The organism is Paenibacillus shenyangensis, assembly GCF_000346635.1.
Taxonomy (GTDB): Bacteria; Bacillota; Bacilli; order Paenibacillales; family Paenibacillaceae; genus Saccharibacillus; species Saccharibacillus dauci.
Window position 1 is genome coordinate 91,580 of sequence record NZ_AOIG01000011.1, and the last position, 13,286, is coordinate 104,865.

Genomic DNA, 13,286 nt, shown 5'->3' on the forward strand with positions numbered 1-13,286 from the left:
GAGAGGAGATTCAATGAGTAAAATAATTTTCGTATCCAATCGTCTACCAGTAACAGTGAAAAAAAATGAGTCCGATCTTCAATATAGTAAAAGTATCGGTGGCCTGGCTACCGGACTAAAAAGTTATCATGAGCAGGGGGATAGCCTGTGGGCCGGTTGGCCTGGTATTTCCAGCAATGATCTGACTGAACAGGACGAGAAAGAGATTGATCAGGAGCTGCGTGAAGAGTACAACTGCCTGCCGATCTTCCTGTCCGAAGAAGAAATCGAACAGTATTACCATGGATTCTGTAATGAAACCATCTGGCCGCTGTTCCATTATTTCACCAATGCGACTGAATACAATACCGATACCTGGGAAGCTTACAAAAGGGTCAACCAGAAGTTCTTCGACTCTATTGATCCAGTGATCGAACCCAATGACACGATCTGGATTCATGATTATCAGCTGATGCTGCTACCGCAGATGATTCGTGAGAAGTATCCGGATACCAAAATTGGATTCTTCCTGCATATCCCGTTCCCTTCCTTTGAAATCTATCGTTTACTTATCTGGCGCGAAGAGATCCTCAGAGGGCTCATGGGTGCTAACCTGATCGGATTCCATACTTATGATTACGTACGTCACTTCCTGAGCAGTGTACGTCGTCTGCTGGGCAAAGAACATAACCTTTACAAAGTGAATTATGAAACGTACAGTGTTCAGGTCGAAGCCTTCCCAATGGGTATCGACTACGATTATTTCTCCAAGTCTTCGCTGCATAGTGATCTGTCCAACGAAGCAGTGGAATTTATCGAAAGCACCAAATCCGTTCAGAATATTATCTCGGTAGACCGTTTGGATTACACCAAAGGACTGCCTGAGCGTATCAAAGCATTCAAGCAGTTCCTGATCAAATATCCGGAATATCATGAGAAAGTCCGTCTTAACCTGATCGTGGCTCCTTCCCGTGTAGGCGTCGAAGCTTACGATAATCTCAAACGCGAGATCGAAGAACTGGTCAGCGCGGTTAACGGACAATTCGGTACGCTGAGCTGGATGCCGGTATGGTTCTTCTTCCGTACCTTTACACAGGATGATCTGATCGCGTTCTACCGCAATAGTGATGTACTACTCGTTACTCCACTGCGCGACGGGATGAACCTGGTTGCCAAAGAGTATATTGCTGCTCGCAATGACTATAAAGGCATGCTCGTGATGAGTGAGACTGCAGGTGCAGCCAGTGAGCTGGGTGAAGCGGTTATCGTCAATGCCAATGATTATGGCGCGATTGCTGCGGGTATCAAAACCGCGCTGGATATGCCGGACCATGAGAAAATCGAGCGCAACAAAATGCTGCATCGCCGGATCTCCCGTTATAACGTGAAGTTCTGGGCAGATGAATTCCTCGAAGCTCTCAAAAATACGACTGATTCTCAGGTAGAAACCAAAGATGTAGTCGATATCAAATCCGAGCCTTCTACGGTAGAAAAAGCGTATGTGGAATCCAGCAAACGTGTACTCTTCCTGGATTATGACGGTACACTGGTAGGCTTCAAACCAACACCGGATCAGGCCAAACCTGATGAGGAATTGCGCGAGATTCTGAAAGATCTATGCGCCGACAAGCGTAATACGGTTGTTATTATCACCGGACGTGACCGTGATGTGATCGAGAAATGGCTTGGCGATCTGGATCTGCACATTATTGCTTCCCATGGATTGTGGCTGCGTGAGCCGGGCGGCGAGTGGAGAATGACCATGAGTGTCGACAATGACTGGAAAGAATCAATCCGTCATGTACTGGAAATGTACACAGACCGTACACCAGGTTCTCTGATCGAGGAGAAAGAGTATTCTCTTGCATGGCATTACAGACAGTGTGAACCGGAAATCGGTGCATTGAAGCGTAATGAACTGCGTGAAGCACTGCTCTCCATCACTCAATCGATGAGTCTTGGTATCTTGGAAGGCAATAAAGTGCTGGAGATCAAAGATACCCGAATGAATAAAGGTCATGGCGCCCATCAGATGATGCAGGGCAAAGATTATGACTTTATCTTCGGTGTAGGCGATGATCATACGGATGAAGATCTGTTCGATGCACTGCCGGAAGATGCATTCTCTATCAAGGTGGGCGCTGGCAATACACATGCCAACTATCGTCTGCAATCGTTCCGCAATATCCGCCAGCTGCTTAAGCGTTTCGTGGATATGAGCAATAAATAATAAACAGGCCTGGCTGCATAAGAAGCAGGTTTGGCATTTACCCGATAAATAGTAAAAAGCACTCGGACAAGATCCGGGTGCTTTTTTATGGAAGAAAAGGAAATTTCATTCTGGTATTTGGGTGAATCATGTGGCGACAACGGACATGAACTAGCAAATTGTCGTGAATATTGGAATTTTATCCTGTCCCTGTGAGGAAGAGGCGATTATACTTAGACGAGTGAAGATACATATTTATGAAAGTGGAGGGTATATGATGAGTACATTGGAACAAACACAGCAATATATGCGTCAGGCAGGCATGCAGCAGCTGCTGACTGGATTATATGGACAGGACGAACTGGAGATGCAGCAGTCCCGTTATGAGCAGATGATCGGGAATTTCCTGAATCATTATGGAGTGGATACGAACGGACTTCAGCTGTTTAGCGCATCAGGCCGTGTAGAGATTGGTGGAAACCATACCGATCATAACCATGGTAAAGTACTCGCAGGCAGTATTCATCTGGATACAATCGCAGCAGCCGTACCTACATCGGAACCAGTGATTGTGCTCGTCTCCGAAGGATATGAAGGAGAGTTCAAAGTCAATCTGGATGAATCGGATGTATCGGATTCTGAGAGCGCTACCACTAAGCTGCTAAGAGGAATTGTATCCGGTTTCCGTGAAAAAGGACTTGAGGTCGGAGGATTCCGCGCCTACGTAACGACCAATGTATTGGCGGCTTCGGGACTTAGTTCCTCGGCTTCTTTTGAAATGCTGATCTGTACGATTCTGAATCATTTCTATAATAAGGGTACATTGGGGGCTGCCGATATTTCCAAAATCGGTCAATATGCCGAGAATCAATATTGGAACAAACCATCCGGTCTGCTGGACCAGATGGCCTGTGCCTATGGCGGTATGGTGGCGATGGATTTTGCCGATCCGTCCCAGCCTCAGGTGGAGCAGCTGCAGTATGACTTCCAGGCGGCAGGATACTCCATGATGGTCGTGAATACAGGTGGTAACCATGCAGATCTGACTGAAGATTATGCGAGTGTACCTAATGAAATGTTCGCTGTTGCCCATGCACTGGGTGCCGAGTTCTGCCGCGATATTACGCTGGAACAGATCTATGCAGAGCTGCCCCGTCTGCGTCAGGAGACAGGTGATCGTGCTATTCTGAGAGCGATGCACTTCCTGGAAGAGAATCGCCGGGTAGACCATCAGGTCGAAGCGTTGCGTCAGGATGATATGCCTGCATTCCTTCGTCTGTTGACCGCTTCCGGCAATTCATCCTGGAAATGGCTGCAAAACTGTTATCGCGATTCGGATCATCATGATCAGAGTATGGCGATCGCGCTGGCTATTACAGAGATCTACCTGCAGGATATTGGCGGTGGTGCCTGTCGTCTGCATGGTGGCGGTTTTGCCGGTGTGATTCTGGCTGTCATTCCGAATGAACATGCTGCAGGTTACAGAGCGCTGATCGAGAAGACGCTCGGCACATCCATTTTCGATATTCGTATTCGTGAAAAAGGGGCATTCTGCCTGAACGCTTTGTTATAAGCGATTAGTGTATAGCCGGATGACAAGATAAAAAGCAGGATGGATAGAGTGTAGATAGGCAGTATTGCACTATCATGATCTATCGTTCCAATCAAAAAAGACCCTGATCCACGATCGATTCCTTGGAGATTTTCCATGCATATACTGCACGGAAGGTTCCATGGAAATGATCTGGAGATCAGGGTCTTTTTCGTCTTTTATTACCGACATTATAGTGGTGAGTTACTGAAAAGCCTGCTGCAGCTTCTGCTCATACAGTGCCAGATTCTCTGCGTCATAGCAGACGAACCGGATACGCTGCATATGTCCTCCAGCACTCAGATGTACATATTCCTTGACCGCCTGAATCGCTACATCGGCAGCCTGGGATTTGGGATAGCCGTAGATTCCCGTACTAATATTCGGAAAAGAAATACTGGTCGCTTCATGGTCATTAGCCAGTGCCAGTGAATTCAGGTAGCAGTTATGCAGTAAATTGTCTTCGCCATTGCTGTCACCATTCCATACCGGACCAACCGTATGAATCACATAACGTGCCGGCAGTCTGCCTGCGGTTGTAATGACGGCATCTCCAGTTGCACATCCACCCTGACGGGCACGAATCTTCTGACACTCTTCCAGAATTTCCGGTCCGCCTGCCCGATGGATCGCTCCATCTACACCGCCACCTCCGAGTAGACTGGAGTTGGCTGCATTGACAATAGCATCGGTCGTTTCACGGGTGATATCACCCTGAACCGCTTCAATAATTGTATCTTTAAATCGTATTTCCATAACGAATCTCCTCCTTCAGCGGGCTGCCTGAACAGATTCGATATCTGCTGATTACGCTGTATACGCGTAGTTCCGATGATGTTCTGCCGACTTATTTATACTGCGGAATATCCAGAATTATGAACATTATGCAGGCATAGATTAGCGCATCGGCGCAAAATCCTTGATTTTCAGCATGATCTGATCGATCTGCTCCAGCACCCCGGTATTCAAAGATATATTTACCGCTTCTACATTCTCCTGAATCTGATGCGGCTTGGTCGCTCCTATAATCGCAGAGCTAACTCCTGGCTGACGCAGTACCCAGGCCAGCGCCAACTGGGACAGTGTAATCTCCATGCTGCCTGCCAGTTCATTCAGTTCTGCTACAACACCCAGTACATCTTCACGCAGATAACTGTTAATCACCTGATTCACCGAATCATCGGCAGCTCGTGTACCTGCTGCCGGAGCCTGGCCGGGTTTGTATTTACCGGTCAATACACCCTGTGCGAGCGGAGAGAAGACGACCTGACCCAGCCCATGCTGCATGGATACCTGCAGTACTTCATCTTCAATATAACGCTCGAATAGATTATAGATCGGCTGATTGGAAGCGAGTGGACGCAGACGAAGGCGATCGCTGATCGCAGCAGCACCGGCAATCTGAGCGGCACTCCATTCACTGACACCCGCATACAGAATCTTGCCCTGTGCTGTCAGATCATCCAGTGCACGCAGCGTTTCTTCAACCGGGGTCTCCTGATCGAAGCGGTGGCAGAAATAAATATCAATATAGTCAGTACCCAGCCGCTTCAGACTGGCTTCGCACTGCTCCATAATATGTTTGCGTGACAAACCTCGATCATTGGGACCCTCACCCATCGGGAAAAAGACTTTGGTGCTCAATACATAACTGGAACGCTCATAGGAAGCAAGGGCTGCACCAATGGCTTTTTCACCCTCACCACGGTTGTAAGCGTTTGCCGTATCGAAAAAATTAATACCGTATTCAAATGCGGTACGAATACACTGATCAGCGGCCTGCTGCTCGGCGGCAGTACCATAGGTAAGCCAGCTGCCCAGCGCGATTTCACTTACTTTGAGACCGGTATTGCCAAGATTACGGTATTTCATGGGGAACACTCCTTATGTAAGACAGAATAGAGGCAATCATATTGCCGTCTTATCCATCATTGAACAAAAAACAAGATTCGTCAATCTGCTGGATTACTCATCTTGCCCTGAAGCAGGAAAATAGGTGCCTGCCTGCAGTTCATTTACAAAATGCTGCAACCATTCATAATACTGCTGTGCATGCTGTAGCTTATGCAGATCGCGCAGACAGCTATCTCGTTCTTCGGTTGTCGTATGCCGGGAAAGGATAATCTCGGACAGCTCGGGAATCACCTCGTTCATCGAAGCTGTCATGACGTCAATCTCCCGCTGCAGTCGGGTACCGAAAAAGTTCTGAAATGTGCGAAAATAATCGGTCTCCGCCTGATATTGATCTTTGCGATCGCGCTTCTCGTCCAGCTTGTTGATCATACGAGAGTCCATCAGGGAACGGACGGCATAGCTCATATTACTTTTGCTCATATTCATATCATTCTTCATTTCTTCCAGTGTCATGGGGCGGTCTTCAAAGTACATTACACCATATAGCTGACCAAATGAATGATTCACACCGTATAGATCCATCGTCTGGGCGATCGCTTCAATCATGTCGGCACGCAGTTCCTGCTGTCTGGAACGAGTATCTTGATCAGGAGTCTTATTGATTTCCTTTTCCATTGCATCCCCTCATTATCTATGGATTATTTTCAGAGAAAGCAGAAAAATTTACATGAATCGTCAATGTTTTTACATGGAGATAACTCATATTATCGTAATTGATTGTACAATATTTTTTGTACAGAACACATAATAACATGAAAAAAGGCAGATTAAGAGAATTATTAAAGAAAATTTGAACGTAGGAGTGGATGCATTGAAAACGAGAATATTCCGCGAGAGCGAGGCACTGCTGTTTACGCTGCCGGCTGTGATTCCGCTGCTGGTATTCTGGCTGGGCCCTCTTGGATACATATTTTATCTGAGCTTCACGGATTGGGATTTTATGAGTCCGGACAAGCTGTTTGTCGGACTGGAGAATTATCGATATCTGCTGGGGAATCCTGAATTCTATCAGGCGCTGAAAGTAACCGCGTTATTCGGACTGGGCAGTGTTATTCCGATTATGGTAGGTGGACTACTGCTGGCGCTGCTGATGAACAGCAAGCTTCGCACTTCGGGTGTATACCGGGCTTTTATTTTCTCACCATGGGTAACGCCGACAGTAGCCGTATCCATCGTCTGGTCATGGATTTTCCAGCCGGATGTAGGATATGCGAACCATGTACTGAGCTGGTTCGGCATTGCCGGTATCGGCTGGCTGCAGGATTCGAATTGGGCATTGGTTGCTGTGCTAATCGTAACTTTATGGAAATCAGTAGGCTGGGCGATGATTTTCTATCTGGTAGCGCTGCGTAATCTTCCATCGGATCTGCTGGAGGCTGCTTCTATGGATGGAGCCAGTGCATGGAGTCGATTCCGTCATATTACGCTGCCGCTGATTTCACCGACTACCTTTTTCCTGGCGGTAATCCTGACCATCCAGTCCCTGCAGGCCTACGATCAGATTAACGTTATGACCCAGGGCGGTCCGGCAGGATCGACGCGTACACTACTGTATCTGTATTATCAATCTGCTTTTGAGGCATTTAATGTAGGGGAGGCTTCTTCTGTGGCAGTCGTTATTATTCTAATCTGTGTCTTGTTATCAGGATGTTCCTTCCTGATCGGACGAAAGATGGTGCATTATCAGTGAATATGACAGGAGCAGACAAAGACACCGCATCCTATCCACCGGCTCATTCAGGGCGCCGCCGATCAGGATTACAGAGTGCAGGCAGCAGAGGTAGCGCGGTGACCCGATACCGCTGGAATGTAGGGACCTTACTGCGATATATAATGCTGACAATAATCAGTCTGATGATGGCTTTTCCTTTCTACTGGATGATCATGAGCGGATTCAAGACCAATGATGAGATTTTCCGTTTTCCGCCGACTTTTTGGCCAGAGACTTTTCTATGGAGTAATTATGTGGATGCCTGGCATGCTGCTCCATTTGCCCGTTATATTCTGAACAGTATCGGTGTAGGTGCAGCTATTTCCTTGCTGCAGATTATTAATTCGAGCATGATGGCGTATGCACTGACCCATATGCGATTTCGGCTCAAAGGTCTATTCACCGGTGTCGTGCTGCTTGGTTATATGATTCCGAGTACAGCGGTCTATCTGCCTAGCTATCTGGTACTGAGCAAGCTACAGCTACTGGACAGTTATACCGGGCTGATTCTCTCGAACTGTGTCAGCGTATTTTCGATCTTTCTGATCCGGCAGGCATTTATGCAGATTTCACATGAACTGGTCGAAGCCGGACAGTTGGATGGAGCTTCTCATTTCCGGATTTTGTGGACAATTATCACACCTCTGGCCCGTTCAACTTTTGCAGTGATGGTACTGATTACTTTTATCGAGCAGTACAACAACTATTTCTGGCCCATGCTGATTACCAAGAGTCCTGATCTGCAGCTGGTATCGGCAGGTCTACGAAGTTTCTTTGTAGAGGGAGGCGCCTATGGTCTGAAATGGCCGCAAATTATGGCTGCCAGCGCGTTTACAATCGCGCCGCTGCTGATCCTGTTTTTGTTCACCCAGAAAACGATTATGCAGAGTGTGAATATGTCGGCAGGAGTCAACAAGAACTAGCCAAAATCTGCAAAAGGTACAGATTTAGATTATGCATTAACGTACAGATTTATGTGGACCTTGAACAGGCCACCATCTTATCCATGAGAAGAGGCTGCTATTGATGAAATTATTACGTTTATTCAAAAAAGAAATGAGCACACGTCGTTCCCTGTTGAAATGGAAATCAGCACTACCGCTTATGATCATTGCCAGCTTCCTGATGATCACGGCCTGCGGTTCACCCGGCAATAGTGCTACCAGTGCTGCAAGTACAGCTACCTCATCCAATGGACCTGTTGAAATCGAATTCTGGTACGGACTGGGCGGGAAACTTGGCGACAATATGAAGAAAACCATTGATGCCTTCAATGCCTCCCAAAAAGAAGTTGTCGTCAAAGGAATTGTGCAGGCAGATTATGATGAAACTGGTCAAAAATTGCAGGCAGCTATTGCTTCCGGTCAGGTACCCGCTGCGGTGCTAAGCTCCAATGTGGATTGGGCGAAAAAAGGCTACTATGCACCGATGGATTCCTTTATTGCAGCCGACCCTAATTTCAAAAAAGAAGACTTTGTACAGACATTCCTGACTCAGGGACAGGTAGATGGCAAGCAGTATTTCCTGCCGATGTATGGCACCACCCAGGTCATGTATTATCGCAAGGATACACTCAAAGCAAATGATATTGACCCGGCGAGCCTTACCACCTGGGAAGCACTGGCGGCAGCAGCTGCCAAAATGACCAAAAAAGAAAATGGCAAAACAACGTTCTATGGCTGGGAGCCGATGTGGGGCAGTGACAATATGATCGATGCCGTACTGGGCAAAGGTGGCAGTATTCTGAGTCCGGATGGCAAAACGGTCACGATCGATTCACCGGAGTGGGTTGAGACATGGGAGATGTTCCGCAAATGGATTCATGAAGATCAGATTATGGGCATTCATTCTGGTGGACAAGGCTGGGAATACTGGTACAAAACGATAGATGATGTAATGAAAAACAAAGCAGCAGGCTATACCGGTTCAAGCGGAGATCAGGGCGACCTGGACTTCAAGATTGTCAGTGCAATGGAGCAGCCGGGCTGGGAAGGCAAAGGCGAAGGCAAACCGGTCGCCAATGCGATCATGGCGGGCATTCCTGCCAAAGCAAGTCCCGAGCAGCAGCAGGCAGCATTCAAATGGCTGAGCTACTTTTCCAAAGCGTCCAACACGGCACAATGGTCGATGAATACCGGTTATATCGCGGTGCGTCAATCCGCACTGGAAGATCCGGAGTTCAAAGCATTCAGCGCGAAAAATCCACAGATTGAAGTACCGCTCAAGCAGGCTGCTCATGCTTCTGCGCCATTCCAGGATCCTACAGGCGGCAAAATCACTGATGCACTCAAAGTAGCTGCTGATCAAGTACAGATCAACAATGTGCCAGCTGCCCAGGCACTGCAGGAAGCCAAAGTAAAAGCCCAGCAGGAGCTAGATCGTGCAAACCGTCGCTAAGTCAGGCAAATGCAGGAAAGGGACATACACCAATGACAGAAATTACGACCAATCAACCGAATGTGCTCGATCAGATCAATGAACAGTTATGGAATCAGCAATCAATTCAGGCAATACTGCTGGACAAGGACGGGACACTGCTCGACTTTAACCGGATGTGGGGATTCTGGACCAATGAAGTATTGCGGCTAATGAACCTGCGGCTGGCAGAGCACGGTTGTCTACTGGAGCAAGAGCATATTCCCCATATCTGGGGCACAATCCACGACGAACAGGGACGGATGATTGACTACGATACACGGGGTCCTCTTGCAATGGGGACGATGGATGAAGTCTATGCCATATTGATGTGGCACGGATATCGAGCTGGCTTATCCTGGGCGGTATCCAAATCTATTGTTCGTGACTGTATCAGGGAAGCAGATCGAGCTACCGAGCGTGTCAAGCCGACGTATCCCCTTCCAGGAGTGCGAGAATTTCTGGATCGCTGTAAACAGCAGGGAATACGACTGGCGGTAGTTACAGCAGATGACACGGACAATGCTCGCAAGCATCTGGAATGGATGGGGATGCTAGATAGTCTGGATATCATTATTGGCAATGACCGGGTGAGTCAGGGCAAGCCTTTTCCCGATATGGTGATACTCGCCTGTGAAGAGCTGGGGGTAGCGCCCGGACAGACCGCTGTAATTGGAGATACGAACGGGGATATGCAGATGGGCAGAGCGGCAGGCTGTCTGCTTACAATTGGTATGGGTGCAGGTGTGGATGTAACGTCTGCGGATGCAGTGATTACTTCTTTTGCCCAACTACGGAAGCAGGATGGAGCAGGAGAATGACAGGCAGTACAGGCTGGCTACTGCTCCTGCTAGCCATTGTGCTGGAGCTGACCGGTACGATGATGATGAAGATGTCAGATGGATTCAGTCGACTGCTGCCCTCGGTGCTGATGTTTGTCTGCTATGGAGCCAGCTTCACCATGCTGAACTATGCGGTGCGGTATATGCCGATCAGTATCGCCTATGCAATCTGGTCGGGTGTCGGGATTACGCTGATCAGCATTGCGGGATATTACTTTTTCGGAGAACGGCTGAGAACAGCATCGGTATGCTGGATGGTATTGATTATCGTCGGGATTATCGGATTGAAATGGAGCGATGCACAATGAATGAATATAAAATAAATTCGGTAACGCAGTCGAAGCAATCTGATCTGGAAATGCCGCTAGCAAGCTTCCAGGTGATCACGGACACTCATGTCACCGATAATCCGCAGCATATCCATAATCTTCACTGGGAACAGGCGCTGGCGGATATTGCCTCCTACGGTCAGCCCAGTCTCGGCGTTATGCATGCGGGAGATGTCACGGATCATGGTCTGGAAGCGGAATACAGGGAAATGCACCGGATATGGGAGAAGTATCGTCACCAGCTGCCACCTTTCTTTTTTACAATGGGAAATCATGATGTAGGCGATTTTATCTGGGAAGAAGCTCCGCAGGAGTTGACAGGGCTCACCGGACAGCAGCTACTGGAATTATGGGAACAGTACCAGGCACAGATGACAGCCGAAGCTTCCCAACGTAATCAGGACTATTCTGCTGCCGCTGATGAGCTGTGGCAGCGCCGCATTGGTAATTTTAATGAAGCAACAGGTACAGCAGGTTCTTATTATGATCGCTGGCTTGGCGGGTATCATTTTATTTTTATCGGTACGGAAAAGCCGTTATCCAAAGACTGTCATCTCTCGGCTGCGCAGTTGGAATGGCTGGACAGCACACTGGCAGCATCTGCTGAGCAGATACGTCCGATATTTCTTTTCCTGCATCAACCGCTTATGAATACGGTCGCCGGTTCGCTGGAAGAGCAGGGCTGGTACGGAGTTCATCAGGATGAAGCGCTGCGCCGCCTTCTGTCCAGCTATCCGCAGGTGATTCTATTTACCGGACATACGCACTGGCAGCTGGGATCACCGCATACCATGTATGATGGACAAGGGGTACTGCCTGCAATGTTCAATGCTTCGTCGGTCGGATATCTATGGACGGATGCAGATGAATATCTGGAAGGTAGCGAAGGCTATTATGTGGATATCTATGAGCGTCATGTTCACGTACGTGGACGGAACTTTGTTACCAGCACATGGATAGAGCAAGCCGACTACACAGTTGCTTATCCATCCGGTGCCATGGTGACCGAGTAGGACAGAAATCGATCGATCTTTTCCAACCAGAAGCTGGATTACCGACTGCTGTCCGGGATTCTAATCCGTATATTCTAAGATTAGGCTCCCGGCGGCAAGTATGGTATTCTTACTTCTGGTTCTGTTTTTACGGCAGTCATTCTGTTTAATTATAGAGAAAATAGAATTGGAGAGATGATCGGATGAAACTGGTTCCGCCTCAGTCATTTACCTATCGCGGAAGAACGAAGGCTGTTCTGCTGCTGCATGGATATACCGGCAATACGCTGCACGTTCGCAAACTGGGACGTTTCCTGAATGATAGAGGATATACATGTCATGGCCCACTGTACAAAGGACACGGCAGTACTCCGGAAGAACTGCTTCACACCAAGCCTTCGGAGTGGTGGAAAAGTGCAGTAGAGGGTTATGAGTATCTGGAGCAGGAAGGTTATGAAGAGATTGCTGTGGTCGGTGTCTCACTCGGCGGTGTATTTTCGCTGCGTCTGGGTACTTTGTTTCCTGCCAAGGCTATTGTCTCCATGTGCGCCCCTGTACGCGAGAAAGGCAATGAAGATATTCTCAGACGGGTACTGGAATACGCCCGCTGGTTCAAGTCAATTGAAGGTAAGGAAGAGATGCAGATCGAGCGGGAACTGGAACAGCTGGCGGAAGAGCCGCTGCACAGCCTGGATCAGCTGCGCGAGCTGATTGCTTCAACTGCCCGTCAAGTCAAGCGGATCTCTGCACCAACACTGATTATGCAGGGAGAGCTGGATGAAAAGCTTTATCTGGAAAGCGCACAGATCATCTATGACGAGCTGACAGTGCCGGTGAAAGAACTGAAATGGTATGATCAATCCGGGCATATCCTGACGATGGACAAGCAGCATGACCTGGTATTTGAAGATGTGTACCGGTTTCTGGAAAGTCTGTAGCAGATTATGACAGATGGATAATCGATAAAGGCAAGAAAGAACAAAACACCGTCATCATACAGGAGATGAGGCGGTGTTTTGTTCTTTCTTGTATGCGTTATGTATAATAACGGGCAATCCAGCATTAGGATAAAAAAGGAAATTAAGCAGCACGTGTCTATATAGAATTAATAATGCATTGCATCTATGCAGCAGTATACGAATTAATCCTACACTCTGGAATCCCTGACTAGCCCTAGGTTTGCCAATTATCTCTTGTTGCCATACAATCAGTCTCAGAGCTGTCTGTTTCTGGAACATTCATGCAGGAAAGTAAATACAAAGCATAAGGACAACAGAATTCGGCAGATTACGTATCTCGCAGCA

12 protein-coding genes are annotated in these 13,286 nt (G+C 47.9%); 9 read left to right on the top strand and 3 right to left on the bottom strand.

The window, feature by feature from the left end:
- Positions 1 to 13 precede the first annotated feature (13 nt).
- Positions 14 to 2,209: a bifunctional alpha,alpha-trehalose-phosphate synthase (UDP-forming)/trehalose-phosphatase gene (locus H065_RS0110325; protein ID WP_017812977.1), complete on the top strand. Its 2,196-nt coding sequence runs from the start codon at positions 14 to 16 to the stop codon at positions 2,207 to 2,209.
- Positions 2,210 to 2,465: 256 nt separating this feature from the next.
- Positions 2,466 to 3,761 (top strand): galactokinase, encoded by a 1,296-nt coding sequence (locus H065_RS0110330; RefSeq protein ID WP_017812978.1) that lies wholly within the window; start codon positions 2,466 to 2,468, stop codon positions 3,759 to 3,761.
- Between the two features lie 222 nt (positions 3,762 to 3,983).
- On the opposite strand, the gene H065_RS0110335 is transcribed toward H065_RS0110330, so the two are convergent.
- From H065_RS0110335 to H065_RS0110345, 3 genes are all read right to left on the bottom strand, one after another.
- Positions 3,984 to 4,535: an O-acetyl-ADP-ribose deacetylase gene (locus H065_RS0110335; protein WP_017812979.1), complete on the bottom strand. Its 552-nt coding sequence runs from the start codon at positions 4,533 to 4,535 to the stop codon at positions 3,984 to 3,986.
- Positions 4,536 to 4,676: 141 nt separating this feature from the next.
- Entirely contained in the window at positions 4,677 to 5,651 is a 975-nt protein-coding gene (locus tag H065_RS0110340; protein ID WP_017812980.1) for an aldo/keto reductase family protein, read from the bottom strand.
- Between the two features lie 93 nt (positions 5,652 to 5,744).
- Positions 5,745 to 6,308 (bottom strand): GbsR/MarR family transcriptional regulator, encoded by a 564-nt coding sequence (locus H065_RS0110345; RefSeq protein ID WP_017812981.1) that lies wholly within the window; start codon positions 6,306 to 6,308, stop codon positions 5,745 to 5,747.
- Positions 6,309 to 6,504: 196 nt separating this feature from the next.
- Here H065_RS0110345 and H065_RS0110350 point away from each other — a divergent pair, with 196 nt between their 5' ends.
- The 7 genes from H065_RS0110350 to H065_RS0110380 all read left to right on the top strand — a co-directional run bounded on the left by H065_RS0110350 (position 6,505) and on the right by H065_RS0110380 (position 12,920).
- Positions 6,505 to 7,383, top strand: a complete 879-nt coding sequence (locus H065_RS0110350; protein ID WP_017812982.1) for a carbohydrate ABC transporter permease — start codon at positions 6,505 to 6,507, stop codon at positions 7,381 to 7,383.
- Between the two features lie 143 nt (positions 7,384 to 7,526).
- Complete coding sequence (locus tag H065_RS0110355) at positions 7,527 to 8,327, top strand: carbohydrate ABC transporter permease (protein ID WP_036629777.1); 801 nt, start codon at positions 7,527 to 7,529, stop codon at positions 8,325 to 8,327.
- A gap of 133 nt (positions 8,328 to 8,460) precedes the next feature.
- Positions 8,461 to 9,801 carry an ABC transporter substrate-binding protein gene (locus H065_RS0110360; RefSeq protein ID WP_026136157.1) on the top strand — a complete coding sequence of 447 codons (1,341 nt, stop codon included), beginning with the start codon at positions 8,461 to 8,463 and terminating at the stop codon, positions 9,799 to 9,801.
- A gap of 32 nt (positions 9,802 to 9,833) precedes the next feature.
- On the top strand, positions 9,834 to 10,640 hold the full coding sequence (locus H065_RS0110365) for an HAD family hydrolase (RefSeq protein WP_017812985.1): 807 nt from the start codon (positions 9,834 to 9,836) through the stop codon (positions 10,638 to 10,640).
- Positions 10,637 to 10,969: a DMT family transporter gene (locus tag H065_RS0110370; RefSeq protein WP_017812986.1), complete on the top strand. Its 333-nt coding sequence runs from the start codon at positions 10,637 to 10,639 to the stop codon at positions 10,967 to 10,969. Before H065_RS0110365 ends, H065_RS0110370 begins: the two co-directional genes overlap by 4 nt.
- The gene (locus H065_RS0110375; protein ID WP_017812987.1) at positions 10,966 to 12,003 is read left to right on the top strand and encodes a metallophosphoesterase family protein; all 1,038 of its coding nucleotides are present in this window, start codon (positions 10,966 to 10,968) and stop codon (positions 12,001 to 12,003) included. Before H065_RS0110370 ends, H065_RS0110375 begins: the two co-directional genes overlap by 4 nt.
- Positions 12,004 to 12,185: 182 nt before the next feature.
- The gene (locus tag H065_RS0110380) at positions 12,186 to 12,920 is read left to right on the top strand and encodes an alpha/beta hydrolase (RefSeq protein WP_017812988.1); all 735 of its coding nucleotides are present in this window, start codon (positions 12,186 to 12,188) and stop codon (positions 12,918 to 12,920) included.
- Positions 12,921 to 13,286: the final 366 nt, after the last annotated feature.

Excerpts from the sequence above, each read along its gene's own strand:
- H065_RS0110340 (WP_017812980.1), bottom strand. The coding sequence starts at position 5,651 with ATGAAATACCGTAATCTTGGCAATACCGGTCTCAAAGTAAGTGAAATC.
- H065_RS0110345 (WP_017812981.1), bottom strand. The coding sequence starts at position 6,308 with ATGGAAAAGGAAATCAATAAGACTCCTGATCAAGATACTCGTTCCAGA.
- H065_RS0110375 (WP_017812987.1), top strand. The coding sequence starts at position 10,966 with ATGAATGAATATAAAATAAATTCGGTAACGCAGTCGAAGCAATCTGAT.
- H065_RS0110355 (WP_036629777.1), top strand. The coding sequence starts at position 7,527 with ATGCTGACAATAATCAGTCTGATGATGGCTTTTCCTTTCTACTGGATG.
- H065_RS0110365 (WP_017812985.1), top strand. The coding sequence starts at position 9,834 with ATGACAGAAATTACGACCAATCAACCGAATGTGCTCGATCAGATCAAT.
- H065_RS0110360 (WP_026136157.1), top strand. The coding sequence starts at position 8,461 with ATGAGCACACGTCGTTCCCTGTTGAAATGGAAATCAGCACTACCGCTT.
- H065_RS0110335 (WP_017812979.1), bottom strand. The coding sequence starts at position 4,535 with ATGGAAATACGATTTAAAGATACAATTATTGAAGCGGTTCAGGGTGAT.
- H065_RS0110330 (WP_017812978.1), top strand. The coding sequence starts at position 2,466 with ATGAGTACATTGGAACAAACACAGCAATATATGCGTCAGGCAGGCATG.
- H065_RS0110380 (WP_017812988.1), top strand. The coding sequence starts at position 12,186 with ATGAAACTGGTTCCGCCTCAGTCATTTACCTATCGCGGAAGAACGAAG.
- H065_RS0110325 (WP_017812977.1), top strand. The coding sequence starts at position 14 with ATGAGTAAAATAATTTTCGTATCCAATCGTCTACCAGTAACAGTGAAA.
- H065_RS0110370 (WP_017812986.1), top strand. The coding sequence starts at position 10,637 with ATGACAGGCAGTACAGGCTGGCTACTGCTCCTGCTAGCCATTGTGCTG.